Raw genomic sequence first — 25695 nt, 5'->3', positions numbered from 1 at the left:
GGGCGCCCGGGTTTGCCGGGGAGTGCACAGGAAGTGGGAGGGCTTGCGGCGGAGCGTAACGGACATGGCATCGCGGTGCCCTTAGACGGTGGGCCAGTATTGTGACCTGTCTACGCGATTTCAGGGCACCACCAAGCCACGGCGGCCCCCTGCAACTCCGTCAAGAACAGCGACAGGGAACTCTCCAACGCTGTACTTCACCCGGCCGTCGACTGTCGCCAGCGCGGAACAAGGCCGCAGGCCGCCGCGCATCGCCGGCGCGCCCCCAAGCGGCGGCGATTTGGTGAGGCAGGGCGGTCGCTTTCGAGGGAGGGACGAGCTTTGCTGCGATAAAGTGGTGGCCAGAGACGGCAGATCGCCTCCGCGCGCGCCGTCGATGCGCGGCTTTGCGTGGTGCGGTGAGGGATTTGGGGCGTCAGGCGCGGTCGCGGCCTCGCGCCGAGCGCGAGACGATCCATCAACGACAGGGATCAGCCCCTACCCCTCGCGGATCGCGACGCCAAGCGCCCCGCCCCAACATCCCAAAAGAAAACCGGCCCGCGAGGGGCCGGTGTCCTGATCGTCTTCGGCCCCTCAGGGCCGATGCGGGCCTCAGACCCGGCCGATGCCGTGCGCGCGGTAGATCGCCGCCACTTTCTCGACCGCCTGCTCGGGCGGCAGCTCCTCGCTCTCGCCGGTGCGGCGGCAGGTCAGTTCGACCACGCCGTTCTTCAGGCCGCGCGGGCCCACGGTGATGCGCCACGGCAGGCCGATCAGGTCCATCGAGGCAAACTTGCCCCCGGCCCGTTCGGTCGTATCGTCGTAGAGCACCTCCAGCCCCAGCGCGCCAAAGCTGTCGTAGAGCGCGTCACAGGCGGCATCCGCCTCGGCGTCGCCCTGCTTCAGGTTCACGATGCCCACGTGGAACGGCGTGACGCCCTCGGGCCAGATGATGCCCTTGTCGTCGTGGCTCGCCTCGATGATCGCGCCCAGCAGGCGGCTGACGCCGATCCCGTGGGAGCCCATGTGCACCGGCACCGGCTTGCCGTCGGGGCCCTGAACCGTGGCACCCATCGGCTCGGAGTACTTGGTGCCGAAATAGAAGATCTGGCCCACTTCGATCCCGCGGGCGACGCGGCGGCGCTCCTCGGGGATCTGCTCGAAGATGGCGGCGTCGTGGGTCTCGTCCGTGCGGGCGTAGAGCGAGGTGAACTCCTCCATCACCGCGCGGCATTCCTCGACGCTGTCGTAGTTGATGGCCCGGTCGCCCAGACGGATGTCGGTGACGGCGCTGTCGTAGAAGACCTCCGACTCGCCCGTTTCCGCCAGCACGAGGAACTCGTGGGTGTCATCGCCGCCGATCGGGCCCGAATCCGCGCGCATCGGGATCGCCTGAAGGCCCATCCGCTCGTAGGTGCGCACGTAGGAGACGAGGTGCCGGTTGTAGGCGTGCAGCGCGTCTTCCTTCGTCAGGTCGAAGTTGTAGCCGTCCTTCATCAGGAACTCGCGGCCGCGCATGACGCCGAAGCGAGGGCGGACCTCGTCGCGGAACTTCCACTGGATGTGGTAGAGCGTCAGCGGCAGGTTCTTGTAGCTGTTGACGTGGCTGCGGAAGATGTCGGTGATCATCTCCTCGTTGGTCGGACCGTAGAGCATGTCGCGGTCATGCCGGTCGCGGATGCGCAGCATCTCGGGGCCGTAGGCGTCGTAACGGCCGGATTCGCGCCAGAGGTCGGCCGACTGGAGCGTCGGCATCAGCATCGGGATATGACCCGCGCGCTGCTGCTCCTCGTGGACGATCTTCTCGATGTTGCGCAGCACCTTGAAGCCGAGCGGCAGCCAGGAATAGATGCCTGCGGCCTGTTGCTTGATCATCCCGGCCCGCAGCATCAGGCGGTGGCTGACGATCTGCGCCTCCGAGGGCGTCTCCTTCAGGACGGGCAGGAAATAACGGCTCAGACGCATCTTGGACCCTTTGTGGCTTGGCGTGTTCACGTGGCTCCGCGTTGTGCGGCAAGTGAGACCGCTTGGCAAGGGAGGGGATCCCGTGCAAAACCGGGCTTTTAGGTTGAAACCGCCGCCCCCTGCCCCAAGATACCGGGGAAACAAGGAGAATCCGCCATGGGCCTGCCCGTCCGGGACCAGATGAAATACTGGGGTGTCGCCGCGGCGGTCTTCGTGCTGGCCCTGTGGTGGCTGGGCGACGTGATCCTGCCCTTCGTTCTGGGCGCCGCCGTTGCCTATTTTCTCGATCCGGTCGCCGACCGGCTGGAGGCCGCGGGGCTGAGCCGCGTCATGGCGACGGTGACGATCACGCTGGCCGCGATCCTGATCTTCGTGCTGATGGCGCTTCTCGTCATCCCGACCCTGATCGATCAGGCGATTTCGCTCTTCGACATGGCGCCCAAGCTCTTCGACGATCTCCAGACCTTCATCGAGACCCGTTTCCCGGACCTGCTGCGGCAGGACTCGATCGTGCACCAGTCGCTCACCAGCATCGGTGAAACGATCCAGTCCAAGGGGGGCGAGTTGCTGAACACCGCCCTGACCTCGGTGGGCTCGCTGATCAACATCGTCATGCTCTTCGTCATCGTGCCGGTGGTGGCCTTCTACCTGCTGCTCGACTGGGACCGGATGGTGGCCGATATCGACGGGCTGCTGCCGCGCGATCACGCGCCGACGATCCGCAAGCTGGCCCGCCAGATCGACGGTACGCTGGCCGCCTTCATCCGCGGCATGGGCACTGTCTGCCTGATCCTCGGCACCTTCTACGCCGCGGCACTGATGCTGGTGGGGCTTCAGTTCGGCCTCGTCGTGGGGGCCTTCGCGGGGCTGGTGACCTTCATCCCCTACGTGGGCTCGCTCACCGGCGGCGCGCTCGCCATCGGGCTGGCGCTGTTCCAGTTCTGGGGCGAATGGGTCCATATCGCGCTCGTCGCGGGCATCTTCGTCATCGGCCAGGTGGTCGAGGGCAACTTCCTGACGCCCAAGCTGGTGGGTAGTTCGGTGGGGCTGCACCCGGTCTGGCTGATCTTCGCGCTCTCGGTCTTCGGCTCGCTCTTCGGTTTTGTCGGCATGCTGGTCGCGGTGCCGCTGGCCGCCGCCCTCGGCGTGCTGGCCCGCTTCATGATCGACCAGTACAAGGACAGCCGTCTCTACCGCGGTCTAGATCAGGACGACGAGGCGGCCTGAGATGGAGCGGCAGATGAGCCTGAACCTGCCCGTGCGCACCGCGCGGGCACCGGAAGACTTCTTCACCGCCCCCTCCAATGCCATGGCCAAGGCGCTCGTCGATCTCTGGCCGCACTGGCCCGGCTCCAAGCTGGCCCTCGTGGGGCAGCGCGGCGCCGGCAAGACCCACCTCGCCCACGTCTGGGCCGCCCGCTCCGGTGCGACGATCCTGCCCGCCGATGGCCTGTCGCGCGCCGATGTGCCGATGCTGGCCCGTGGCCCCGTGGCGGTGGAGGACGTGCCCGGCATCGCGGGCGACCGCGACGCGGAGGCCGCGCTCTTCCATCTCCACAACCTCGTGCTGGCCGAGGGGCACACGCTGCTGGTCACCGGCACCGGCACGCCTGCCCGCTGGGGCCTGACCCTGCCCGACCTGCAAAGCCGGATGCAGGGCACGCAGGCCGCCGTGATCGAGGCGCCGGACGACGCGCTGCTGCAGATGATCCTCGTCAAGCTCTTTGCCGACCGGCAACTCTCGCCGCCGCCGAACCTGCTGCCCTACCTGCTGCGCCGGATGGACCGCTCCTTCGAGAGCGCCCGGCGCGTGGTCTCGGGGCTGGATGCCTATTCGCTGGCCCGGCAACGTCCCGTCACCCGCGGCTTGGCCAAGGAGTTTCTGGACAGGGGCGAGTTGCAGGGCGCATAAATTCCCTCTGACGACCGCCCCTTCCGACATGTTTCCGTTACAGCGTTAGACCATATCAGCCCCATGATTTCCGCCGACTTCCTGAACGACCCGCTCCCCGCCCCCGTTGACCTGCCCGAGCTTGACCGCGAGGGCCCCGGCCGGTTCTACAACCGCGAACTCTCGTGGCTGGGCTTCAACTGGCGGGTGCTGGAAGAGGCAGAGAACCCGCGCGTGCCGCTGCTGGAACGGCTGCGCTTCCTGTCGATCTCGGCCAACAACCTAGATGAATTCTACACCGTCCGCGTGGCGGGCCTGCGGGAGTTGGCGAAAGAGGGCAACACCACCCCCGCGCAGGACGGTCTGACGCCGGTGGAACAGCTCAAGCTGATCAACGAGGACGCGCGCCAGCTGATGGAGCGCCAGCAGAAGGTGCTGGGCGAACTGCGCGGCCTGATGCAGGAGGCCGGGATCTCCATCGTGCTGCGGGACGGGCTGACCCAGGGCGATCGCGACTACCTCGACGACATCTTCCTGATGAAGGTCTTCCCGGTGCTCTCGCCGCTGGCGATCGACCCGGCGCATCCCTTCCCCTTCATCCCGAACACCGGCTTTGCCCTCGCCCTTGCTCTGGAGCGCAAGAAGGACCGCCGCCCGCTGATGGCGCTGCTGCCGATCCCGCACCAGATCGACCGCTTCGTGCCCCTGCCCTCCGAGAGCGGACAGAACCGCTTCCTGCCGCTGGAAGAACTGCTGCTGGAGAATATCGAGCAGCTCTTCCCCGGCTACCGGACCACGGGCCATTGTTCCTTCCGCGTGCTGCGCGACAGCGACCTCGAGGTCGAGGAAGAGGCCGAGGATCTCGTGCGCGAGTTCGAAACCGCCCTGAAGCGCCGCCGCCGCGGCGAGGTGGTGCGTCTCAAGATCTCGGCCAACGCGCCCGAGTCCCTGAAATCCGTCATCATGCGCGAGTTACACGTCCACGAGGACGAGGTGGTCGAGGTCGACGGCATGATCGGCATCACCATGCTCTCGGAACTGGTGCTCGACAGCCGGCCCGACCTGCTCTGGCCCTCCTTCACCCCGCGCGTGCCGGAACGGGTGCAGGACCACGACGGCGACATGTTCGCGGCGATCCGCCAGAAGGACATGCTGCTGCACCACCCCTACGAGACCTTCGACATGGTGGTGCGCTTCCTGCGGCAGGCCGCCAGCGACCCGGACGTGGTGGCGATCAAGCAGACGCTCTACCGGACCTCCAAGAACTCCCCCATCGTCGAGGCGCTCTGCGAGGCGGCGGAAGAGGGCAAGTCGGTCACGGCACTTGTGGAACTGAAGGCCCGTTTCGACGAGGCCGCCAACATCCGCCAGTCGCGGCGGCTGGAACGCTCGGGCGCCCACGTGGTCTATGGCTTCGTGGACTGGAAGACCCATGCCAAGGTCTCGACCGTGGTGCGCCGCGAGGGCGACAACCTCGTGACCTACACCCACTACGGCACCGGAAACTACCACCCGATCACGGCGCGGATCTACACCGACCTCAGCTTCTTCACCTGTGACGCGGCGCTCGGCCGGGATGCGACGAAAGTGTTCAACTACCTCTCCGGCTACGTTGTGCCCGAGAAGCTGGAGAACATCTCGATCTCGCCCCACTGGATGAAGGACGACCTGATCGAGATGATCGAGGCCGAGGCCGAGAATGCCCGCGCGGGCCGTCCGGCCGTGATCTGGGCCAAGATGAACTCGCTGATCGAGCCCAAGATCATCGACGCGCTCTATGCCGCCTCGCAGGCCGGGGTCGAGATCGACCTCGTGATCCGGGGCATCTGCGGGCTGCGCCCCGGCATCAAGGGGCTGAGCGAGAACATCCGCGTGAAATCCATCGTCGGGCGCTTCCTCGAACATTCGCGGATCGTCTGTTTCGGCAACGGCCACGGGCTGCCGCATCAGCAGGCGCGGGTCTTCTTCTCCTCCGCCGACTGGATGAGCCGGAACCTGAACCGCCGGGTCGAAACGCTGGTGGAGGTGAAGAACCCCACCGTGAAGGCGCAGATCACCAGCCAGATCATGGCCGCGAACCTGCACGATCAGGCGCAGAGCTGGGTCATGCAGCCGGACGGGAAATTCCTGCGGGCCGAACTGCCCGAGGATGCCTTCGCCTTCAACTGCCACCGCTTCTTCATGGAAAACCCCTCGCTCTCGGGCCGGGGCTCGGCGGGGGCCTCGGACGTGCCACAGCTGACACACGAGCGGAACTGACGCAGCCGCGTGACGGTTGACCGGGAGAGGCCCCGCCCCGCATAAGGGTCTGGCCTGACGTGGGTGAGAAGACGGAAAGAGCCATGGACGCCAACAACGAACCCGCCGCGCATGCCGGTGAGCCGGATTGGGGCCCCTTCGGTCGGCCGCTCTTCAACGATGCCGCCGCCCGTGCGCTCAGCCGCGTGGGCGTGGTGGACGTGGGCTCGAACTCCGTCCGGCTCGTGGTCTTTGACGGGGCGGCCCGTTCGCCCGCGTATTTCTACAATGAAAAGATCATGTGCGCCCTCGGCGCGGGCCTGTCCGACACCGGGCGGCTGAACCCCGAGGGCCGCCGCCGGGCGCTTGCCGCGATCCACCGGTTCCAGTTGCTGGCCCGCGGCATGGGCGCGACGCCCCTGACCGCCGTGGCCACCGCCGCCGTGCGCGAGGCCGAGGACGGCGCCGATTTCGTGGCCGAGGTCGAGAAGCAGACCGGCGTCCGCGTCCATGTCATCGACGGCAAGCAGGAGGCGCGGCTTTCGGCGCAGGGCGTCCTGCTGGGCTGGCCGGGGGCCTACGGGCTGATCTGCGACATCGGCGGCTCCTCGATGGAGTTGGCAGAGATCGCGGGCGGCGAAGTGGGCCGGGCCGAGACATCGGCGCTCGGGCCGCTGAAGCTGGCCGACGTGAAGGGCGGCAAGAAGGGCCGCCGCGCCCACATCAAGGCCGAGATCGCCAAGCTTCAGGAGGCGCTCGGGACGCAGCGCAACCGGATGTTCCTTGTGGGCGGCTCGTGGCGCGCCATCGCGCGGATCGACATGGAGCGGCAGGGCTACCCGATGCACGTCCTGCACGAGTACCGGATGACCGCCACCGCTGTCCGCGAGACGGTGAAATTCATCGAGGAAAGCGATGCCTCCGACCTGCGCAGCCGCTGCGGCATCTCTGGCGCGCGGATGTCGCTTGTCCCGCTGGCAGCCGAGGTGCTGCTGGAGGTGGTGCGCGCCTTCCGGCCCCATGACATCGCCATCTCCTCCTACGGTATCCGCGAGGGGCTGCTCTACGGGCAGATGCCGCAGGCCCTGCGCGACCGCGATCCGCTGATCGAGGCGGCGCGGTTCTCCGACAACAAGGACAGCCGCATCCCGGGCTTCGGGCGGGTGCTCTATACCTTCATCAAGCCGCTCTTCCACGGTGCCAAGCCCGAGAAGATGCGTCTCGTGAAGGCTGCCTGCCTGATGCATGACGTGAACTGGCGCGCCCATCCCGACTACCGGGCCGAGGTCTGCTTCGAGACCGCCACCCGCGCCAACCTCGGCGGCATGAACCACCCCGAGCGGGTCTTCCTCGGCGTGGCCCTGCTGCACCGCTACAAGAACAAGCGCTCGGGCACCCATTTCGAGAACCTCTACGACTTCCTCGACGAGAAGGAACTGCTGCAGGCAGAGGTTCTGGGCAAGGCAATGCGCTTTGGCGCGATGCTCTGGCTGGAGAAGGACGCCGATCCGGGCGAACTGGTCTGGCAGCCCAAGAAGCGGCACCTGACGCTGAAGCTCAGCCGCGCGGCCTGGCCGCTCTTCGGGGAAGTGGCGCAGGCGCGCTTTGCCTCGCTGGCCTCTTCGCTGAACGCGACGACGCAGATCGACGTGCGGGACTGAACGCGCAGCACATCGGTAGATAGGACGGCAGGCCCCTGTCGACGCGGTGGTCGGTCTTCACCGAGATGGCGCCTTGCCGGCGCGCAGTGGCCGATCAGAGGTCGATCGGCCCGCTTTCGGTCTTGGCCTCCGCCTCGGGCTCTTCCCCCGGCTGGCGCTTGCGCAAGATGATGTCGCCGTTCGGCAGCACCTCGGGCTTGTGGTACTGGCTGAAGTCCTTGATGTCGCCCATCAGGTCGCGGAACGCCGGGCCCATCTCTTCCATGAAGGATTTCATCCCCGGCCCGACATCGCGGGCCCAGTCCTCCAGCCCCTCGATCGCGGGGGCCATCTCGTCCCGCAACCCGCGGAAGAAGAGCTCCGCCCCCCGCCCCATCAGGCCCGCGCCATCCTCGGCCTCTTCCATCTCGGGCGTCGGTGCGGGTTCCACGATCTCGGCCGCGCCGAAACCGGGCAACAGGGCAAGACCCATGACAAGGGACAGCGGGAGTGTCAGGCGATGTCTCATGAGCTCAATATAGGACTGCCCCCTGCCCGCGCATAGGGCCTAGAGGTCGATATCCAGCGTGACTGGGAAGTGATCGGAGGCCGTGAGCAAGGCTTCGCGCAGCTCCGGCTTGGACCAGCAGCCGGGATCGTCGAAGGGATGCCAGATCCGCCACGTCGGATCTTTCGCGCAGAGGCTTGGCGAGATCATGATGTAGTCCAGCAGCGCCTGCAGATACCGGCCCTCGGTCTCGATCCAGAACCGGGCCGAGGTCGGCGGCGCGTTCAGCCGGGACGACAGGGCCCGCCGGGCGTTTGGATCGTATATCTGCAACTCTTCCACCGACCCCATCAGGATTTCAACGGAGGAACGCCCGAAAAGATGTTCGAATTCGTCAAGCCCGGGACCGTCGTTGAGATCCCCCATGAGCATCAGGGGCGTGCCCTCGGCCAGATGGGCCGCGATCCGCTGGCGCAGCCAGATCGCCTGTGCCAGCTGCTTGCGCCGGTTCGCGATCGAAAGCCGCATTACGTCGCTTTCGTTCACCGCGCCATGGGGGGCCTTGGACTTCAGATGCGCCCCGATCATGCGAAACTCGAACCCGCCCATGGTCCTCACCGCCAACTCCAGCGGCGGCTTGGAGAACCGCACGAGGTCCTCGGTCGCGTCGATGTCGAGGTCGATCCGGAACACCCCGTCAAAGCGCGGCGCCTCGCTTGCGCCCTTCTTGCCGGTGGGATCGCCCTGCGGATCGTGGCGCACATCCATCAGATAGGGATCGTAGAGCAGCGCGATTTCCTGCTGGGTGTCGTTGGGAAAGCCGATGATCGCGGTCTTCGCCCGCAGGTCGAAGGCCCGGGCGAAGGTCTCCAGCGCGGGGACGGAGGAGCGGCGGGAATTCTCGTCCGGCGCCTCGATCACCATGATCGCATCCGCGTCGAGCGCCGTGAACACGAGGCCAAGCGCCTCGATCTGCTGCGCGCGGGTGATGTTGTGCCGGGCGGACCAGCGGTCATCCATCAAAAGGCCACCCTGATCGTCGAAGAGTGCGTTGAACCACTCGACGTTGTAGGTGGCGATCCGCATCACGCGGGCTGTCGGCTGGCCTGTATCTCTTCCCAGGCGCGGTTGATGTCGACCATGCGCTTCTCGGCCATCTTGATGGCTTCCTGCGGCACGCCGCGGGCGATCATCTGGTCCGGGTGGCTTTCCCGCACGGCGCGGCGCCAGGCCTTGCGCGCATCCTCCATCGTGGCGCCCGGTTCCAGCCCCAGCACCGCATAGGGATCGCAGCAGCGCGCGACGCCGGGCGCAAAGCGTTCGCGCAGCACCCGGAACTCTGCATCCGGCAGGCCGAAGATACGCGACACGCTGAGCAGGAACTCGTCCTCCAGCGGGTTGTAGTGCCCGTCTGCCACGGCGATGTGGAAGAGCCCCTCCATCAGGTCCAGCAGCGTGCCGCGCTGGTCGCGGAACATCTCGGCGATGCGGCGGGCATAGACCTCGTAGCCCGCGACGTCCTGCCGGGCGAGGTTGAAGACACGGGCCGCGTCGGCCTCGTCCTCGCGGGCGATCTGGAACACCTCGCGGAAGGCCGTCACCTCGTCGCGCGTGACGAGGCCATCGGCCTTGGCCATCTTGGCCGACAGCGCGATGACCGCGATGGTGAAGGCGACAGACCGTTCGGGCGGGGTGCGCAGACGGTCGAAGACCTCGCTCAGGGGTTCCCCCCCGGCCAGGGCCTTCAGCGCTTCCTTGATGCGGGACCAGACAGACATGGCACCATCCTATCGGCTGCGATCCCCGCTGTCAGTGCGGCATCGCAGAATGTGTCAAGGAGTCACAAGATTTTTTGCATCAGGACAAGGTCCAGCCAGCGGTCGAACTTGCGCCCCGATTGCGGCATCCGCCCGACGTGATCGTAGCCAAGCGCCGCGTGGAAGGCGATGCCGATCTCGTTCTCGCCACTGACGGCGGCCACCATCGTGTGGGCCCCGGCGGCGCGGGCGTGGTCCTCGACCGCCGTCATCAGTGCGCGGCCCACGCCCCGGCCCCGGGCCTGCGGCCCGAGGATGATCGTATGCTCCATCGCGTGCACATAGCCGTCACCGCCGCGGAACTGGTCGTAGGTGGCAAAGCCCAGCATCTCGCCCGCCTCTTCGGCCACGAAGAACTCCCGTCCGCGGGCGCGGCGGCCCTCGACGTAGTCCACCAGCGTCGCGGGCGTCTTCAGATCGCTGGCGAAGGTGATCGTGGTTTCGCGGATGACCGGCGTCCAGATCGCGAGGATCGCATCGGTATCGGCAGGCAGGGCGGCGGGGCGCAGAGTGATCGTCATAGCGGGCCTCGATGGTTTGCCCCTTTCCTCTGCCCACCGCGCGCGAAGGGCAAGGGCCAACCGCGCGGAAGGCCCCGGACAGCCCTGTCACCGCCACCGCAGGGTTGGCGGGTGCCGCGCAGGCAGGCGCCAAGTGGACAGCGCACGGGCCACCACGGGCCGCCGATGGCCCGGCGCAACCACGACTGTGCAGCCCTGCACGCAGGACGTGACGGGAAATCCGGGCACCGATGCTTGACCTCGGGCCGGTTCCGACCGATTTCGTGGCGGGCACCACGTGAGGCGGCCCGCCGCCGCAGGAAGGACGAGATGACCGAGCAGAGCGACCCGATCCGGACAGAGGTCTACCGGGAAGGCATGGCCCGCATGGGCGCGGCCATCACGGTGCTGGCAACCGATGGCCCGGCAGGCAAGCACGGCATGACCGCCTCCGCCGTCTGTTCCGTGACCGACACGCCCCCCACCCTGCTGATCTGCGTGAACCGCGCCTCGCGCACGCACGACATCATCCGCGACAACGGCGTCGTGGCGGTGAACGTGCTGGCCGGACGGCATCAGGCGCTCTCCACCGCCTTCGCGGGCCGCGAGGAGGATGACCGCTTCCGCTCCGGCAGTTGGCGCACCCTCGTCACCGGCGCGCCGGTGCTGACCGATGCCTCCGTCGCCTTCGACTGCAAGATTACCGATCACAGCCCCGTCGGCTCTCACACCGTGTTCTTCTGCGAGGTTCAGGCGATGGAGCTGGCGGAGGGTCAGGCCGAAACGCTGATCTGGTTCGGCCGCGACTTCCACCCGCTCAAGGCGCTCTGAGAGGTGCCCGGCGCGGGATCAGAGATCGCCCAGCCGGTGAAAAACCCGTTCCGTCAGCGTATTGAGCGCCTGGCGTTCCTCGGCGCTCAGATCCGAGAAGGCCGCCTCGAACACGCCATCCGCAATCGCCCGCGCCTCGCGCCGCTTGGCGTCGCCCTTGGCGGTCAGCGTGACCTCGGTCACGCGCCCGTCGGTGGGCCGCGAGCGTGTCGTCACCAGCCCGTCCGCCACCATCCGCTGGATGATCTTGGTGGCCGTGTTCAGCTTGATGATGCACAGGTCGGCGATTTCCGAGACGCTCAGATGCTCGTCCTCGTAGAGCGACATGAGCACCCGCCAGCGGGGCACGTCGAGGCCCATGGGCTTCAGGCGCTTCTCGAGGGTCATGAAATATCGGGCGGACGTACGGGTGATCCAGTAGAAAGGCCACTCGGTCTTGCGGAATTGCCCTTCCATTCCGGTCGCTTCGTCTGGCAGGCTGGCCATTATGCCTCTTTTCTTGTCCAAGTATTCCGCATCTTTAGGCAAGGTGGCCCCGTGATGCGAGCATGTCTTGGCGGTTATATGTCAAAAAGAAGAATGTTCATGTGAATTCCGGGGGATTACCCCCGTACGACCTCAACAACAGGGAAAGAAAAATGTTCCTCAAACGACTGATGCTGTCGACTGCGGCCGCTGTAACGCTGGCCGGTTCCGCCATGGCGCAGACCACGCTGACGGTGGCCAACTGGCTGCCGCCCTCGCATCCGCTGGTGTCCGAGGTGATCGTGCCGATGACGGAACAGATCAAGGAAGCCACCGGTGGCGAGGTCGTCGCCAACATCCTGCCCGCGCCCCTCGGGCCGCCGCCCGCGCATTTCGATTTCGCTGTCAACGGCGTGGCCGACATCACCTTCGGCGTGCAGGGCTATTCGCCGGGCCGCTTCCGCACCACCAACCTGGCCGAACTGCCCTTCCTCGGCGAAAGCGCCGAGGCGATTTCGGTCGCCTACTGGCGCGTCTTCGAGCAGATGCTGAAGGACGCGGGCGAATATGACCAGGTCAAGGTGCTGGCCGTCTTCACCCATGGCCCCGGCGAGATCTTCCTCAAGGACGGCGACATCACCGCGGCAGAGGTGATGCAGGGCCAGAAGATCCGCGTGGGCGGCGGCATCGTCCACGAGATCGCGAGCGCCCTTGGCGCCGTGCCGGTGGAGGGCCCTTCCTCCAAGACCTACGAGCTGCTCAGCCAGGGCGTCGCGGACGGGATCTTCTTCCCCTACGAGTCGGTCAACTTCTTCGGACTGATCCCGCAGCTGACTAAGGCCATCTCGGTGCCGAACGGTCTCTACAACACCTCGTTCTACATCGTCATGAACAAGGCCAAGTGGGACAGCCTGAGCGCCGAGCAGCAAGAGCAGATCGACGGCGTGACCGGCGAGGCTCTTGCCCGGATGGCCGGCCAGATGTGGGACCGTCAGGATGCCAAGGGCCTGGCCGCGATGGAGGGCAAGATCGAGGTCACGCCCGCCACCGAAGCACAGGTCGCCGCCTGGGAAGAGGCCGTGGCCCCGATCGTCGAGGCCAAGCTGGCCGAGGTCGCGGAAACCGGCGTCGATGCGCAGGCCGCGCTCGACCTCTTCAAGGCCGAGATCGCCAAGGAGAGCGAATGAGCCCTCACGCGGCGGAGCATTTCGCGAAAGACCCGGAGACGGCAACGTCTCCGGCCCCCGATGCCGCGGTGCGCGCCTCCTGGCCGCGCCGCGTGCTGGCGGTGCTCTGCGGGGTGATCCTTCTGGTGATGATGGGGCTGACCGTCGTGGACGTGGTCGGCCGCTATGTCTTCAACAGCCCGCTGGTCGGTGCCACCGAACTGACCGAGCTGCTGCTGGCGGCGGTGGTCTTCATCGGGCTGCCCGCCGTGTCGCTGGACGATGAACATGTCACCGTGGACCTGCTGACCTCGCGCCTGCCGGACTGGGTGCAGCCCTGGCGCAAGCTGGTGCTGGCGCTGGTCACCTCTGCCGTGCTGGCGGTGGTGGGCTGGCGGCTCTGGGTCTATGGCTCGCAGATCGCCAGCTACAACGGCGTGACGAACTCCCTGCGCCTGCCGGTCGCGCCCGTGACCTGGCTCTGTGCGCTCTGTACCTTCGTGGCGGTTGCCGTCACGCTCTACGTGGCCCTGCGCGACGTGCTGCGCCGCTGAGACTTCCCCCGAGGATGCCGATGTCGTTTCTTTCTTCCTGGCCCCTTGGCATGGTCGCCCTCTTCGGCCTGCTGCTGGTGGGCCTGCCGATCTCCATCGCGCTGACGCTGATCGGGGTGCTGGGCACCGTGGCCATCATCGGCTGGACGCCCGCGCTGTCCCTGCTGGGCACCACCTTCTTCGACCAGGGGCGGAACTACTCGCTCTCGGTGCTGCCGCTCTTCCTGCTGATGGGCAACTTCGTGGTGCAATCGGGCATCGCGCGGGACCTCTACGACGCGGCCCACGCCTGGCTGCGCCACCGCCGCGGCGGGCTGGCGCTGGCGACCGTGATCGCCTGCGGCGGCTTCTCCTCGGTCTGCGGGTCCTCCATGGCGACGGCGGCCACGATGACGCGGATCTCCCTGCCCTCGATGCGGCGCTTCGGCTATCCCGATGACCTCTCCACCGCCTCGATCGCGGCGGGCGGCACCTTGGGCATCCTGATCCCGCCCTCGGTGATCCTCGTCTTCTACGGGATCATGACCCAGCAGGACATTGGCAAGCTCTTCCTCGCGGGGATCGTGCCCGGGCTGCTCGGCATCCTCGGCTATACGCTGGCCGTGGCGCTTTCGATCCGGCTGCGCGGGATCGAGCTGGTGGCCGAACCCAAGCTGCCGCTGGCCGAGCGTTTCCGCGCCCTGCGCGGCACGCTGGGGGCCATCGTGCTCTTCGTCTTCGTCATGGGCGGCATCTACCTTGGCGTCTTCACTCCCACCGAAAGCGCGGGCATGGGGGCGGCGGGCGCCCTGCTGCTGACCATGCTCTCGGGCAAGTTCTCCCTTGCCACCACCTTTGCCACGCTCTTCGACGCGGCCAAGACCACGGCGATGATGTTCTTCATCCTCTTCGGCGCGCTGACCTTCACCAACTACGTGAACCTCAGCGGCATGACGCAGGACATGCAGCAGTTCGTGACCTATTTCGGCGACACGCCGCTACATGTCATCCTGACGATCCTCGTGATCTACCTCCTTCTCGGCTGCGTGCTGGAGGGGCTGTCGATGATCATGCTGACGGTGCCGATCTTCTACCCGGTCGTGGCGGCGCAGGGCTTTGACCTGATCTGGTTCGGCGTCTTCGTCGTGGTGATCACCGAGATCAGCTACATCACCCCGCCGGTGGGCATGAACGCCTTCGTCCTGCGCTCGGTCGTGAAGGACGTGGAGCTGCGCACAATCTTCCGCGGGCTGCTGCCCTTCGTCGCGATGGACATCGTCCGCGTGGCGCTGATCATCGCCTTCCCCGTGCTGGTTCTGGCGCTGCCGAACTCCATGTAGGGCTTTCCGCCGGTATCGCTCTCCGATACGCTCGGCCCGACAGGAGGCACGGCATGACGGACACCGGCGAGATCGACGAGAGGCTCTTCCTGCGCTCCGTGGCGCGGGCCTTTGCCGTGCTGGAGGTCTGGGGCGCCGAGCCGCGCGCCCTCTCGCTCGGGGAGATCGCCAAGGCGGCGGGCATCGACAAGAGCGCGGCGCAGCGCATCTGCCAGACGCTGCTCGGGCTCGGCTACCTTGAACGTGCGGCGGGCGGGCTGGTCCCGGGCAAGCGGGCGCTGGACCGGGCCTTTGATTACCTGCGGATCACGCCGCTGATCGAACGCGCCGCCCCGGTGCTGGGGAACCTGCGCGAAACCTGCGGCGAGCGGGTGGACCTGAGCCTCTTCGACGGTGTGACGATCCTCTATGCCCTGCGCCTGCAATCGCGGCGCGAGGCCTTCTTTGCCACCCTGCCCGGGCGGCGGCTGCCCACGTTCTGCACCTCCGGCGGGCGGGCCTGCATGGCGCTGATGGCGGATGCGGCGGTGGACCGGCTGCTGGCCCGGTCCGAGATGCTGGCGCGGACGCGCAAGACGCTGACCGATCCGGCCGCGGTGCTGGAGAAGGTCCACGAAGCGCGCGAGCAGGGCTATGCCTGCGTCGTGGAGGAGACGCTTCTGGGCGAGGTGGTGGTGGCCGCACCCGTCACCGATAGCGCCGGGCGGCCCGTGGCGGCGGTGCATATCGCGGGCACGCTGGCGGATTGGTCCGAGGCGGAGTTCCGGCGGCGGTTCGCGCCCCACGCGATTGCCGCGGCAGATGCGCTGTCGGGCTAAAACGCGCCGAGACCTCAACCACTCCCGTCACACACCCCACCCTCTATCCGCCTCCTGCCCGCGCTTCGCGCGGGCCGCGCCCGACCCTCCCCCCGGGGAGGGCGCTCTGCGCCTCCCCGAGTGTCGGGCGCAGGGCAGACGGAGAGGCTGTGAGGCGTCATTCATCCGCGCAGCCCAAACACTCCCATCCCGGCGCACAACGTATCCGAGCCCCTAGCATCCCAACACGCGCGCCCTGTCCCCCAACCGTCAGTCACCAGCCCGCGCTTCGAGTGGGCCGCGCCCGACCCTCCCCCGGGTAGGGCGCTCTGCGCCTCCCCGAGTGTCGCGCGCGAGGCAGATGGAGAGGGTGCAGGACCAGACACAGAAAAGGGCCGCCTGCCCTCGCAGACGGCCCCTGTCCTGTCACGCGCCGCAGATCAGCCCGCGGGCGTCAGTGTCACCACCGCTTCCGTCGCCGCATCCACCGCCGCAGCGGTATAGAGCAGCGGGCGATAGCCGCCGGTCAGCCAGTCGGTCTTCATGTCCGTGTAATGCGGCGAGCGCGGATCGCCCGACTGCCCCGGCAGGTTCACGAAGACCGAGTTGTCCCAGTCGCCCACGTCCATGACGATCCGGCAGGACGGCCCGGTGAAGGTCTGGAAATCGCCCGCCCGGTAGACCGCCATGTTCGGGGTCGACCCCGACCCGCCAAGCGGCATCGCCGGGATCGACCAGCCCTCGGCCTCGGGATAGGCGCCCGCAAGCGCATGGGGCAGCGGCAGCGTGTGCAGATCGCCCCAGGCCCAGCCCGCCACGTCCGCGCCAAAGCGCGTCAGGCAGTCAGCCCAGCCGGAGGCGAGGCTTTCCGCCAGCAGCCGGTCACGGGTTGCAGCGCCACCGTCGAGCCACTCGGACGGCTTCTCGAGGATCGCCAGCACGGTCTGCGGCGCGCCGGTGCCGACGAGGCCGATGGCCTTGTCGCTGGCGCCGAACTCCCGCGCGATGGCAGGCACCAGATGCTTGGCCATCCAGTATTCGTAGAAGAGCCCCGCACCGGACTCTGCCGTCAGGAAGCAATCCCAGCCCGCCAGAAGCGCCGCCGCCTCGGCCGCAGCACCCTCGAAGCTCAGCCCCGCCAGCACCGCCTTGCAGCGCCGCGCCGGGTCCGAGAAGACATCGTTCTGCAGTTTGCAGGCGGCCTCGATCGTATGGGCGTCGTCCTCGTCCAGCACCGAATGGATGCGTGCCGCGCGGCTGCCGTCAGTCCATTCGAAGGTCACCGCCTGCGTCTCGTGATCCCAGTCCTCGGGGGTGCGTTTCTCGTTCGCCGTGGCGACATAGCCGCGCTCGGGGTTCACGGTATGGGGCAGTTGCTCGACCGTCAGCTTGCCAGCCCATTCGAACCGCCCGTCGCCCGGCATCGGCAGCAACCCGTTCCAGTTCGGACGGATCGGGGTGACGCCAAGGGTCTGCCAGCCGATCTTGCCGGTGAGGTCCGCATAGATGTGGTTGACCGAAGGCGTACCCCAGCCCTGCACCGCCTGCATGTAGGCGTCGTGATCCTTGGCCCGCATGATCCCGAGCGAAGCCATGTAGGGCGCGCTGCCGGGTTCGCTCCATGCGGACTTGATGCCATAGGCGCGGGTGCCGTCGCGGCTGATCACCGGGCCGTGGCAGGTGTAATGCAGCTCGCGGGTCTGGTCCGGGGCGCCCTTCACGGGGATCACCTCGGTCACCACCTCCATCTCGGCCCAGCCGTCCTTGTAGCGGTAGCGCAGCGGGTTCTCGGGATCGAGGTCATAGACCATGATGTCTTCCTGATCCGCGCCAAAGATCGTCAGCGCGAAGGCGATGGCGTCATTGTGGCCGATCATCACGCCCGGCACCGAGGGCTCGCCCATGCCGATCACGTCGATGCCCGGCGCGGTCAGATGCACGACATAGCGCAGCGAGGGCAGCGCGTGGGTGCGGTGCGGGTCGGTCGCCATGATCGGGCGGCCCGTGGCGGTGCGTTCGCCCGAGATTACCCAGTTGTTGGAGCCTTCGCTCTCAGCCACCAGCACCACGTCGCCAAGGGGCGTGACCTGCGTCCAGCGCTCGGCCTCTTCCAGCGGGGCGTTCAGGCGTGCGTCGGAGAAGCGCACCGGCCCGCAGGCCAGCTTGAAATCGTTGAGGACGGAGGGCGGCAGCGACCCCGGCGGCACGCTGGGGTCGAAATCGGGCTCTACCGGCGGGTTCAGCTCGGTCCGCAGGCGATCGACCTTGCCGTCGGCCATCCCCATGAGGTTGCTGCGCATCATTTCGTGGAGCACGTTGCGCGTCAGAGTGTGGGTCCGGATGCGCACCACGTCCGCCGCCTGCCAGTGCGAGGGCTGCGTGCCCGCAAGCGCAAATTCCGGCGGCATCACGGCGCGGCCCGCGATGGCCTCGTCCACGTAGGCGTTGATGCCGCGCACGAAGGCCTCGCAGATCTCCTCGGCGTCGGGGGCGTAGGCGTCCCATTCCGGCTGCATGTCGCCACGGTAGAGGAAGAGCCGCCCGCCGCGGTCCTGCTCAAGGTAGCCGGGGCCGAAATCCTGCGACAGCAGCCCGAGGCCGCGCTTGCGCCAGAGGTCGATCTGCCAGAGCCGGTCGCGCGCGGCGTTGAAGCCCTGCGCAAAGAAGAGATCGCCCTTGGAGCCCGCCCGGATGTGGGCGACGCCGTGTTCGTCCACCTTGATCTCGACCGGGCCGTCGAGCCCCTGAAGCGGATGGTCCGTCGTGGTGTCGTTCGGCATGTTCGTCCCCATGAATGGCCCCGCGCGGGGCATAAGCTGAACCGTATCGCCAAGCGATACACATGCATTGATTTTTGCGCGAACCGGGCCGTGAGTCCAGCACATCCACCGCAAAACTGCCCTAAGCGTCAACGAGAGGCCCGCCCTGCCCTCTAAACGGCACCGCCCCGCGGGCCGGGGGGCGCGCGGGGCGGGAGAGAGAGCCGAGGGGGCTCAACAATGGGTGTGCGGCGGCGGGGGTGGTGGTGGCGGGGGCGTGCCCCGGGCGGCGCGTCCCGCGCTCAGCCCCTGCAGGAAGGCCCCCATCAGCCCGGGCATCGCGGCCATGGGCGCTGCGACCGGCGTGGGCGGCACGGGCATCCGCGGGCGGCGCATGGCAAAGCCAAGGAACACGAGGCCCAGCCCGAAGTAGACGCAGCCGATGACCGTCGCGGCGATCAGCGTGTCATAGGTGGTGGCCAGCAGGATCCACCCCGCCACGGTGAGAAAGGCCAGCCCCACAAGCATGAGGACCAGCCCAACGGCCCCGAGGGCCGATTTCTTTAGCGCCACACCGAGGCGCCATTGGAGGTAGCCGAACATCCGGTCTTACGAGCGGCGCGTCAGCAGCCCGACGAGGAAGCCGACACCGGCCGCCAGACCAAGCGCCATGGCGGGGTTCTCGCGCACCGAGGCTTCGGCCGAGGAATAGGCCGACTTCAGCTGCGCTTCGGCTTCGCTCAGCTGCTGCTGTGCGCGGGCCTGTGCGGTGGCGGCCGTCTCGGAGGCGGCTTCCCGCAGGTTGGCCCCCTGTGCGCGACCGTAGTCGCCCATGGCCTTCGTCAGGCCGGCAACATCGGCCCGCAGCGCATCCAGCTGGGCCTGAATTTCCTGTGCAGAGGCTTCCGACTTGGTGGTCTCAACGGCGCGAACCATGATGTGCTCCTAGCAGTGTGCTGTTTGAATTCACCAAGCAAACGCGGGATTCGGCGCATTGTTCCAGAACTTTCTTCATCTGCGACCTGCCGCCGCGCCCCGGGGGCACCGCCCGGGTGGGCCGGAAACGGCCCCAACTCGACCCGCGCAGGGCCGAACACGGGCCTCATTCTTGCCCAAATGGCAGATTAAGAAACAAAGCTGACCAAAGCACAGACATCATTTCGAGGCACCGCCCGTCATGCCCAAGCTGAAAACCCTGACCGTTCCGGCCATTGCCGTGATCCTGACGTCGCTCGGCGCGACGCCCCTGCTCGCTTGGGGCGGCGGTGGCGGCGGTGGCGGTGGCGGCGGCGGCGGTGATGGCTACACCCAGACCGAGGAATTCACCTATTCGGGCGTCACCCACACGGTCTACTGGCTGGGTGCGGCCTGGTTCCCGATCCTCACCCATGTCGCCACCGGCGACCGGATCGCGTTCAACAACCTGACCGGCTATTCCCTGACGGTGCGGGCCAGCAACGGCTCCTGGAGCGTCAGCACGGTGAACAGCTATTCGACCCAGACGCTGGATGTGACCAGCAGCCTCTCCACCACCTTCTACGGCAGCAGCAGTTACTACTCGTCCTATGGCTACATGAGCTATGACAGCCTCGACGACGAGGTGGATTACACCTACACGACCAGCGACCTGCTTCAGCCGAACTGAGGCAGGCGCCGCCTTCAGCGGCTGCGCGTGAAGGCGCGGCGGGCGATATCGACCCGCGCTTCCATCATCGAGATATCCTTCATCAGCCTGTGACGTGCCGTGCGGTCGCCCTCGCCGCGCAGCTCCTCGCGCAGCTTGGCCAGCTCGCGCGAGAGGCTGACGAACTCAGGCGTCGCACCGTGTTCCTTCGCGATCCTGTTCAGTAGCGCATTTTCCGGGTCGTCGCACTCCGGCAACGGCTTGCCCGCACCGGGCAGGTTGTCGAAGGCGCCCTCGGCCTCGGCCTGGGCGATCCGGGCATTGATCAGGTCGATCAGGGGGTGGTCCATCGCGGGCGCTCCTTGTCGCTGCGGTCAATATAGACCTGCACGCCCTGCGAGAGAACGCCCTGCGGCATCGAAACATCCAATGTAGCCCCCGTGCGACGGAATGGGCCTGCTACGGCGTAGAACCCATTGTGACACGCCAACGAGGAACCAGCCATGTCCGCCAGCCTGAACCTGCGCAAATGGGCCACGCCCCTGACCGCTGCCACCTTCCTGATCGTCGCCGTGACCGGCGTCGTGCTCTTCTTCCACACCGGCGGCACCCTGTCGCGGGTGGCGCATGAGTGGATCGGCTTTGCCGTCATGGCGGCTGCGGGCTTCCACATCGCGATGAACTGGCGCCCGCTGAAGGGCTATTTCCGCAAGCCGCTGGCCGTGGGCATCCTCGCCGCCGGTGTGCTGGCCACGGTGATCACCTCGATAAACCTGACCGGCGCAGAGGCCTCCGGGGTGAACCCGGGCATGATGTTCCGCGCGTTTCAGGATGCGCCGCTGTCGGCCGTAGCACAGGTGATCGGCAAGACACCCGAGGCCCTCGTCGCCTCGCTTCAGGCACAGGGCTTCGACGCCACGCCCGAGACCTCGATCTCGCAGATGACCGGAAACGACCGCGCGCTGAACGGACAGGCGCTGCAGGTCGCCTTCGCGCGCGACTGATCCCGCCCAAGAGGCAGGGACCGCGCCGAAGGAAACGCCCCGCCCGGTTGAGGGACCGGGCGGGGCGCATGTGTCTTCAGAGGGGCGTTCCGCCCGAAGGTCCAAGGTCCGGGCGAAGACGCCCCGGGAGGGAACCCCCGGGGCGCCGCCGCCCGATCCGAAGCTTACTTCGTCTTGATGCGGCCGTCGGTGTAGGGCTGGTAGGGCGCATTCACCGCGAGGTATTCGGCCGTGACATCGGCCAGGTCGGGGCCGAAGTCGTAGACGTTCATCGCATTGATGAACATCTTGTAGCCGTCACCGCCGCCACGCATGTAGTTGTTCGACACCACGCCATAGACCTTTTCGGGGTCCAGCGCCGCGCCGCCCACGGTCACTTCGACCACGCGGTGGCCCGGCTCGGCAGTGGGATCATAGGTGAAGGCCATGCCGGCGATCTGCGGGAAGCGGCCTGCGCCTTCCTCGATCTGGCTGACGCCGTTTTCCAGCGCTTCCTTCAGGGTCACGCCCTTCACCTGGAAGGTCGACAGCGTGTTCTGGAACGGCAGCACCGTCAGAACCTCGCCCATGGTGACCTCACCGGCGTCGATGGAGGCCCGCAGGCCGCCGCCGTTGGCAATCGCCACGTCGATGCCCTGATCCTTCACCCGGTCCAGCATGGCATCGGCCACGAGGTTGCCCATGGTGCATTCCTGTGCCCGGCAGGAGCCGCGCTCGCCGTCGATGGCCTCGGCGGCCTCGGCGACGACCTTGTTGCGGATTTCCTCCAGCGGGGCAGCGGCTTCCGCGATGCGCGCCTTGACGGCGTCATCCTCGGTCACGGCGGCATCCATGATAAGTGGCTGGCCCGAGGCCTCGATGAGCTTGCCCTCGTCGTCGAAGGTGACGTTCAGCTCGCCCAGGAACTTGCCGTAGGCATAGGCCGAAACGATGGCCGTATCGCCCACCATGGTCGGATAGGGGCCCTCGGCGCCATCCATGTCACCCAGCAGGGTGTTGGTGTGGCCACCCACGATCACGTCCACGCCGGTGGTCTTCTCGGCCACGGTCTTGTCGACGCCATAGCCCGAGTGGCTGAGCACGATGATCTTGTTCACGCCCTCGGCGGTCAGCTTGTCGACCTCGCCCTGCACGGCATCGGAGGGATCGGTGAAGATGATGTTCTTGCCGGGGCTGGCCAGTTCGTCGGTGTCCTGCGGTGTCAGGCCGATGAGGCCGATCTTCTCGCCCGCCTTCTCGATGACGGTGGATTTCATCAGCACGTCGGCCAGCAGCGCCTCACCCGAGACATCGGCGTTCGACATCAGCACGGGGAAATCGACCGCATCCATGAAGCCGCGCAGAACTTCGGGGCCGTCGTCGAATTCGTGGTTGCCCACGGTCATCGCGTCGTAGCCCATCTTGTTCATCATCTCGGCGGCGAGCTTGCCCTTGTAATAGGTGTAGAAGAGCGTGCCCTGGAACTGGTCGCCACCGTCCACGAGGATCGAATTGTCGGAGCCGGCGCGCGCCGCCTCGATCGCGGTCATCAGGCGGGCGGAGCCACCGAAGCATTTGCCCTCGGTGTTGTCCTCGGCCGAACAGCCTGAGTCGTATTTGGAAATCGGTTCAAAACGAGCGTGAAAATCGTTCGTATGCAGAATGGTCAGGTTGTAATCTGCCATTGCTGCGCCGGCGCTGAGAGCCAGCACGGCGGCGCTCGTCAGAAGACGGACAGGCATCACTATATCCCTTCGATAACGGTATGATGTGCCGGAATGCTGCCCCGGCCCCGGGCACGAGTCAAAACCGATCTCTGAGTCACCTTCATGACGAAGCGGCAGGCTGCTCACCGCCGCCTAAGCTGTCATCAAACTGTCACACGCCTGTTACATTCCGGTCGCAGATCCAGCCCTGCAACAGGCCGCGCGCCATGACATGGCCGTCCTGCCCCACCCGCCCGGTCAGCAACCGCACCCACATGAGCGAGATGATCGCATCGGTCAGGGCCTCGGCCTCGGCCCCTGCGCGCAGTTCACCGCGCCCGATGGCGCGTTCGACCACCTTGATCAGCTGGACCTGCCGTTCGCGCCGATAGGTGTTCAGCGCCTCGGCCACGCCCGGATCGCTTTGCGCCTCGGCGATGATCTGTGCAAAGACAATGCCGCCGCTGGCCTGCCAGTGCCGCTGCACGAGGTCGTAGAAGATGCCGATGTCGTCGAGCAGGCTGCCGGTGTCGGGATAGTCAATCTCGCCCTTCATCCGGTTGTAGACCGCCAGCAGCAGCGCGCCCCGGCTGGGCCACCAGCGGTAGAGCGTCGCCTTGGAGGCCCGGGCCCGTTTCGCCACCGCCTCCATCGTCAGGCCGCGCGCGCCCTTTTCCCGCAGCAGGACCTCCGCCGCCGCCAGCACCGCCGCCTCCGTCTCGGGATTGCGCCGGGCGCCGATGGAATGCCGGCTGGTCTTGCGCCGCGTCTCGCCTGCGCTTTCGCCTTTCTCGCTGTCGGACATCGCCCCCCCTTTACAAAACGAAACGCATCGTACATATAACCAGTACGCCCCGTTTCGATAGGAGTTTTCGCATGTCCTCCCCCACCGGTAAAGCCCCTTCCCGCATCCGCCTCTCTCTCTTTGTCTTCCTTGTCGTCTACCCGCTGGTGACGTCGCTGCTTTACGTGGCCGGGCCCCTGACGCCCGAATGGCAGATGTGGCAGCGCACGCTGATCATCGTGCCGATGGTCGTGCTCTCGATGGTCTACGTGATCATCCCGCGCATCCACCGCCACTGCCACCGCTGGCTCTGACCTGCTTCGCGGCTGCCCGTTTTCCGGATCAGAAAACGGGCAGCGGCCCTCGCCTTGCGCCCCCGCCGCGCAAGGTGGATTGACCTTGCGGCGGGGGGCTGGCATGGCTCGCCTCATGCTGATCTACAAGATTTTCCGTGCCGCCGAATGGCAGGCGCTCGAAGCTGCGGGAGAGACCGAGGGCGCGCCCGTCGACCTCGCCGACGGCTTCATCCACTTTTCCACCGCCACGCAGGCCGCCGAAACCGCGGCCAAGCATTTCGCCGGGGCCGAGGGGCTGATCCTCGCCGCGGTGGAAGCCGATGCGCTTGGCGACGCGCTGAAGTGGGAGGTCTCGCGTGGCGGGGCCGATTTCCCGCATCTCTACCGCAAGCTGGCACTGTCGGACGTCGCGTGGCACGCGCCGCTGCCGCTGGTGGACGGCGCACATGTCTTCCCGGAGGCGATGGAATGAACCCGCTGGAAAGCCTCGGCCTCGGCGTCATGCACCGGATCGACCCGGAGCGCGCCCACAGGCTTGCCCTGCTGGCCCTGCGCACCGGGGCCGTGCCGCTTTCCGGCCTCGTGACCTCGCCCCGCCTGCGCACGCAGGTGGCGGGGCTGAGCCTCGCCAATCCCGTGGGCCTCGCCGCCGGCTTCGACAAGAACGCCGAGGCGCTCTCGCCCCTGTCCCGCGCGGCCTTCGGCTTCCTCGAGGTTGGCGCCGTGACGCCCCGGCCCCAGCCCGGCAACCCCAAGCCCCGGCTCTTCCGCCTGACCGAGGACAATGCGGTGATCAACCGCTTCGGCTTCAACAACGAGGGCATGGAAGCCGTCGGCGCCCGTCTGGCGCAGCGCCCCCGCGATGCGGTGATCGGCCTGAACCTCGGCGCGAACAAGGACAGCGAGGACCGGCCCGGCGACTTCGTGAAGGTGCTGGAGCATTGCGCGGCGCATCTCGACTTCGCCACGGTCAACGTCTCTTCGCCCAACACCGAGAAGCTGCGCGACCTTCAGGGCAAGGCCGCGCTCTCCGCCCTGCTGGCCCGGGTGCTGGAGGCACGTGACGCCCTGCCCCGGCCGATCCCGATCTTCCTGAAGATCGCCCCCGATCTGAGCACCGAGGAACTGGCCGACGTGGCCGAGGTCGCGTTGAGCGCACCGGTGGATGCGGTGATCGCCACCAACACCACCCTGCGCCGCGACGGGCTGCTGAGCCGCCACAAGGATCAGGCCGGTGGCCTCTCCGGCGCGCCGCTCTTCGACCTCTCGACCCGGCAACTGGCCCGGCTGGCACAGCTGACCGAGGGCCGCGTGCCCCTGATCGGCGTCGGCGGCATCAGCTCCGCCGGCGAGGCCTATGCCAAGATCCGCGCGGGCGCCTCGGCGGTGCAGCTCTATTCGGCACTGGCCTATCGCGGCCTGTCGCTGGCGGGTGACATCGCCCGGGGCCTCGACCGGCTGTTGGAGCAGGACGGCTTTGCCACCGTGGCCGAGGCCGTGGGCACCGGCATCGAGGACTGGCTATGACAGTGATCTGGCACAACCCGCGCTGCACCAAGTCGCGCGAGACGCTGGCCCTGCTGGAGGCGCGCGGCATCACCCCCGAGGTGCGCCGCTACCTCGACGACCCGCCCACGCTCGACGAGCTGAAGGCGGCACGGGAGGCGCTTGGCCTGCCGGCGGAACAGATGATCCGCCGCAAGGAGGCGCTTTTCAAGGAACTCAACCTGGCCGGTGCCGATGAGGAGGCGCTGCTGGCTGCTATGGCGGAACACCCCAAGCTGATCGAACGGCCGGTGGTGTTCCAGAATGGACGGGCCGCCCTCGGGCGCCCGCCGGAAGAGGTGTTGCGCCTCTTCGATTGACGGAGCCT

27 protein-coding genes are annotated in these 25695 nt (G+C 67.2%); 15 read left to right on the top strand and 12 right to left on the bottom strand.

Annotated elements, in window-relative coordinates; translation table 11 throughout:
* Positions 1-591: 591 nt before the first annotated feature.
* Entirely contained in the window at positions 592-1944 is a 1353-nt protein-coding gene (gene proS / locus LCM32_RS02490; RefSeq protein WP_224819473.1) for a proline--tRNA ligase, read from the bottom strand.
* Positions 1945-2100: 156 nt separating this feature from the next.
* Between proS and LCM32_RS02485 the strand changes: the two genes are divergently transcribed.
* The 4 genes from LCM32_RS02485 (at position 2101) to LCM32_RS02470 (ending at position 7734) form a co-directional block, all read left to right on the top strand.
* Entirely contained in the window at positions 2101-3171 is a 1071-nt protein-coding gene (locus LCM32_RS02485) for an AI-2E family transporter (RefSeq protein WP_224819472.1), read from the top strand.
* Position 3172: 1 nt separating this feature from the next.
* Positions 3173-3856, top strand: a complete 684-nt coding sequence (locus tag LCM32_RS02480) for a chromosomal replication initiator DnaA (protein ID WP_224819471.1) — start codon at positions 3173-3175, stop codon at positions 3854-3856.
* A 63-nt stretch (positions 3857-3919) separates the two neighbouring features.
* Positions 3920-6094 carry an RNA degradosome polyphosphate kinase gene (locus tag LCM32_RS02475; protein ID WP_224819470.1) on the top strand — a complete coding sequence of 725 codons (2175 nt, stop codon included), beginning with the start codon at positions 3920-3922 and terminating at the stop codon, positions 6092-6094.
* Between the two features lie 83 nt (positions 6095-6177).
* On the top strand, positions 6178-7734 hold the full coding sequence (locus LCM32_RS02470) for a Ppx/GppA family phosphatase (protein ID WP_224819469.1): 1557 nt from the start codon (positions 6178-6180) through the stop codon (positions 7732-7734).
* Between the two features lie 94 nt (positions 7735-7828).
* Here LCM32_RS02470 and LCM32_RS02465 read toward each other — a convergent pair whose 3' ends face one another.
* From LCM32_RS02465 to LCM32_RS02450, 4 genes are all read right to left on the bottom strand, one after another.
* Complete coding sequence (locus LCM32_RS02465; protein WP_224819468.1) at positions 7829-8242, bottom strand: hypothetical protein; 414 nt, start codon at positions 8240-8242, stop codon at positions 7829-7831.
* A 39-nt stretch (positions 8243-8281) separates the two neighbouring features.
* Positions 8282-9307 carry an endonuclease/exonuclease/phosphatase family protein gene (locus tag LCM32_RS02460; protein WP_224819467.1) on the bottom strand — a complete coding sequence of 342 codons (1026 nt, stop codon included), beginning with the start codon at positions 9305-9307 and terminating at the stop codon, positions 8282-8284.
* Positions 9307-9999 (bottom strand): molecular chaperone DjiA, encoded by a 693-nt coding sequence (locus tag LCM32_RS02455; RefSeq protein ID WP_224819466.1) that lies wholly within the window; start codon positions 9997-9999, stop codon positions 9307-9309. Before LCM32_RS02455 ends, LCM32_RS02460 begins: the two co-directional genes overlap by 1 nt.
* Before the next feature lie 62 nt (positions 10000-10061).
* Positions 10062-10559 (bottom strand): GNAT family N-acetyltransferase, encoded by a 498-nt coding sequence (locus LCM32_RS02450; protein ID WP_224819465.1) that lies wholly within the window; start codon positions 10557-10559, stop codon positions 10062-10064.
* A 309-nt stretch (positions 10560-10868) separates the two neighbouring features.
* On the opposite strand from LCM32_RS02450, the gene LCM32_RS02445 reads away from it, so the two are divergent.
* Positions 10869-11369 carry a flavin reductase gene (locus tag LCM32_RS02445; protein WP_224819464.1) on the top strand — a complete coding sequence of 167 codons (501 nt, stop codon included), beginning with the start codon at positions 10869-10871 and terminating at the stop codon, positions 11367-11369.
* Between the two features lie 18 nt (positions 11370-11387).
* On the opposite strand, the gene LCM32_RS02440 is transcribed toward LCM32_RS02445, so the two are convergent.
* Positions 11388-11756 (bottom strand): MarR family winged helix-turn-helix transcriptional regulator, encoded by a 369-nt coding sequence (locus tag LCM32_RS02440; protein WP_224819463.1) that lies wholly within the window; start codon positions 11754-11756, stop codon positions 11388-11390.
* Between the two features lie 251 nt (positions 11757-12007).
* Here LCM32_RS02440 and LCM32_RS02435 point away from each other — a divergent pair, with 251 nt between their 5' ends.
* Genes LCM32_RS02435 through LCM32_RS02420 form a run of 4 tightly spaced genes read left to right on the top strand, consistent with a single transcriptional unit; the run spans position 12008 to position 15691 of the window.
* Positions 12008-13021, top strand: a complete 1014-nt coding sequence (locus LCM32_RS02435) for a TRAP transporter substrate-binding protein (RefSeq protein ID WP_224819462.1) — start codon at positions 12008-12010, stop codon at positions 13019-13021.
* Complete coding sequence (locus tag LCM32_RS02430) at positions 13018-13554, top strand: TRAP transporter small permease (RefSeq protein ID WP_224819461.1); 537 nt, start codon at positions 13018-13020, stop codon at positions 13552-13554. The genes LCM32_RS02435 and LCM32_RS02430 overlap by 4 nt, the downstream gene beginning before the upstream one ends.
* Before the next feature lie 20 nt (positions 13555-13574).
* Complete coding sequence (locus tag LCM32_RS02425; RefSeq protein WP_224819460.1) at positions 13575-14873, top strand: TRAP transporter large permease; 1299 nt, start codon at positions 13575-13577, stop codon at positions 14871-14873.
* A 53-nt stretch (positions 14874-14926) separates the two neighbouring features.
* On the top strand, positions 14927-15691 hold the full coding sequence (locus LCM32_RS02420; RefSeq protein WP_224819459.1) for an IclR family transcriptional regulator: 765 nt from the start codon (positions 14927-14929) through the stop codon (positions 15689-15691).
* A 419-nt stretch (positions 15692-16110) separates the two neighbouring features.
* On the opposite strand, the gene LCM32_RS02415 is transcribed toward LCM32_RS02420, so the two are convergent.
* From LCM32_RS02415 to LCM32_RS02405, 3 genes are all read right to left on the bottom strand, one after another.
* Complete coding sequence (locus LCM32_RS02415) at positions 16111-18450, bottom strand: penicillin acylase family protein (protein ID WP_224819458.1); 2340 nt, start codon at positions 18448-18450, stop codon at positions 16111-16113.
* Positions 18451-18663: 213 nt separating this feature from the next.
* Entirely contained in the window at positions 18664-19032 is a 369-nt protein-coding gene (locus tag LCM32_RS02410) for a hypothetical protein (protein WP_224819457.1), read from the bottom strand.
* Positions 19033-19038: 6 nt separating this feature from the next.
* The gene (locus LCM32_RS02405; RefSeq protein ID WP_224819456.1) at positions 19039-19365 is read right to left on the bottom strand and encodes a DUF883 family protein; all 327 of its coding nucleotides are present in this window, start codon (positions 19363-19365) and stop codon (positions 19039-19041) included.
* Positions 19366-19606: 241 nt separating this feature from the next.
* Here LCM32_RS02405 and LCM32_RS02400 point away from each other — a divergent pair, with 241 nt between their 5' ends.
* Positions 19607-20074, top strand: coding sequence for a hypothetical protein (locus LCM32_RS02400; protein ID WP_224819455.1), 468 nt, complete (start codon positions 19607-19609; stop codon positions 20072-20074).
* Between the two features lie 14 nt (positions 20075-20088).
* Here the strand turns inward: LCM32_RS02400 and LCM32_RS02395 are convergent, their stop codons facing one another.
* A complete protein-coding gene (locus tag LCM32_RS02395; RefSeq protein ID WP_224819454.1) occupies positions 20089-20403 on the bottom strand; it encodes a DUF1992 domain-containing protein in 315 nt (104 codons plus the stop codon).
* A gap of 153 nt (positions 20404-20556) precedes the next feature.
* On the opposite strand from LCM32_RS02395, the gene LCM32_RS02390 reads away from it, so the two are divergent.
* Positions 20557-21057, top strand: coding sequence for a DUF4405 domain-containing protein (locus tag LCM32_RS02390; RefSeq protein WP_224819453.1), 501 nt, complete (start codon positions 20557-20559; stop codon positions 21055-21057).
* Positions 21058-21221: 164 nt separating this feature from the next.
* On the opposite strand, the gene LCM32_RS02385 is transcribed toward LCM32_RS02390, so the two are convergent.
* Both LCM32_RS02385 and LCM32_RS02380 read right to left on the bottom strand, forming a co-directional pair.
* The gene (locus tag LCM32_RS02385) at positions 21222-22778 is read right to left on the bottom strand and encodes a bifunctional metallophosphatase/5'-nucleotidase (protein WP_224819452.1); all 1557 of its coding nucleotides are present in this window, start codon (positions 22776-22778) and stop codon (positions 21222-21224) included.
* Between the two features lie 136 nt (positions 22779-22914).
* A complete protein-coding gene (locus LCM32_RS02380) occupies positions 22915-23547 on the bottom strand; it encodes a TetR/AcrR family transcriptional regulator (protein ID WP_224819451.1) in 633 nt (210 codons plus the stop codon).
* Positions 23548-23618: 71 nt separating this feature from the next.
* On the opposite strand from LCM32_RS02380, the gene LCM32_RS02375 reads away from it, so the two are divergent.
* The 4 genes from LCM32_RS02375 to arsC all read left to right on the top strand — a co-directional run bounded on the left by LCM32_RS02375 (position 23619) and on the right by arsC (position 25687).
* Entirely contained in the window at positions 23619-23840 is a 222-nt protein-coding gene (locus LCM32_RS02375) for a hypothetical protein (protein ID WP_224819450.1), read from the top strand.
* A gap of 115 nt (positions 23841-23955) precedes the next feature.
* On the top strand, positions 23956-24294 hold the full coding sequence (locus tag LCM32_RS02370) for a DUF952 domain-containing protein (RefSeq protein ID WP_224819878.1): 339 nt from the start codon (positions 23956-23958) through the stop codon (positions 24292-24294).
* Positions 24291-25349: a quinone-dependent dihydroorotate dehydrogenase gene (locus LCM32_RS02365; protein ID WP_224819449.1), complete on the top strand. Its 1059-nt coding sequence runs from the start codon at positions 24291-24293 to the stop codon at positions 25347-25349. The genes LCM32_RS02370 and LCM32_RS02365 overlap by 4 nt, the downstream gene beginning before the upstream one ends.
* Complete coding sequence (gene arsC / locus LCM32_RS02360; protein WP_224819448.1) at positions 25346-25687, top strand: arsenate reductase (glutaredoxin); 342 nt, start codon at positions 25346-25348, stop codon at positions 25685-25687. The genes LCM32_RS02365 and arsC overlap by 4 nt, the downstream gene beginning before the upstream one ends.
* Positions 25688-25695 lie beyond the last annotated feature (8 nt).

The sequence above is a fragment of the Pseudooceanicola nanhaiensis genome, from assembly GCF_020171315.1.
GTDB lineage: Bacteria > Pseudomonadota > Alphaproteobacteria > Rhodobacterales > Rhodobacteraceae > Pseudooceanicola > Pseudooceanicola nanhaiensis_A.
Note: the sequence above shows the minus strand (reverse complement) of the source record. Positions and strands in the feature narration are given on the sequence as shown.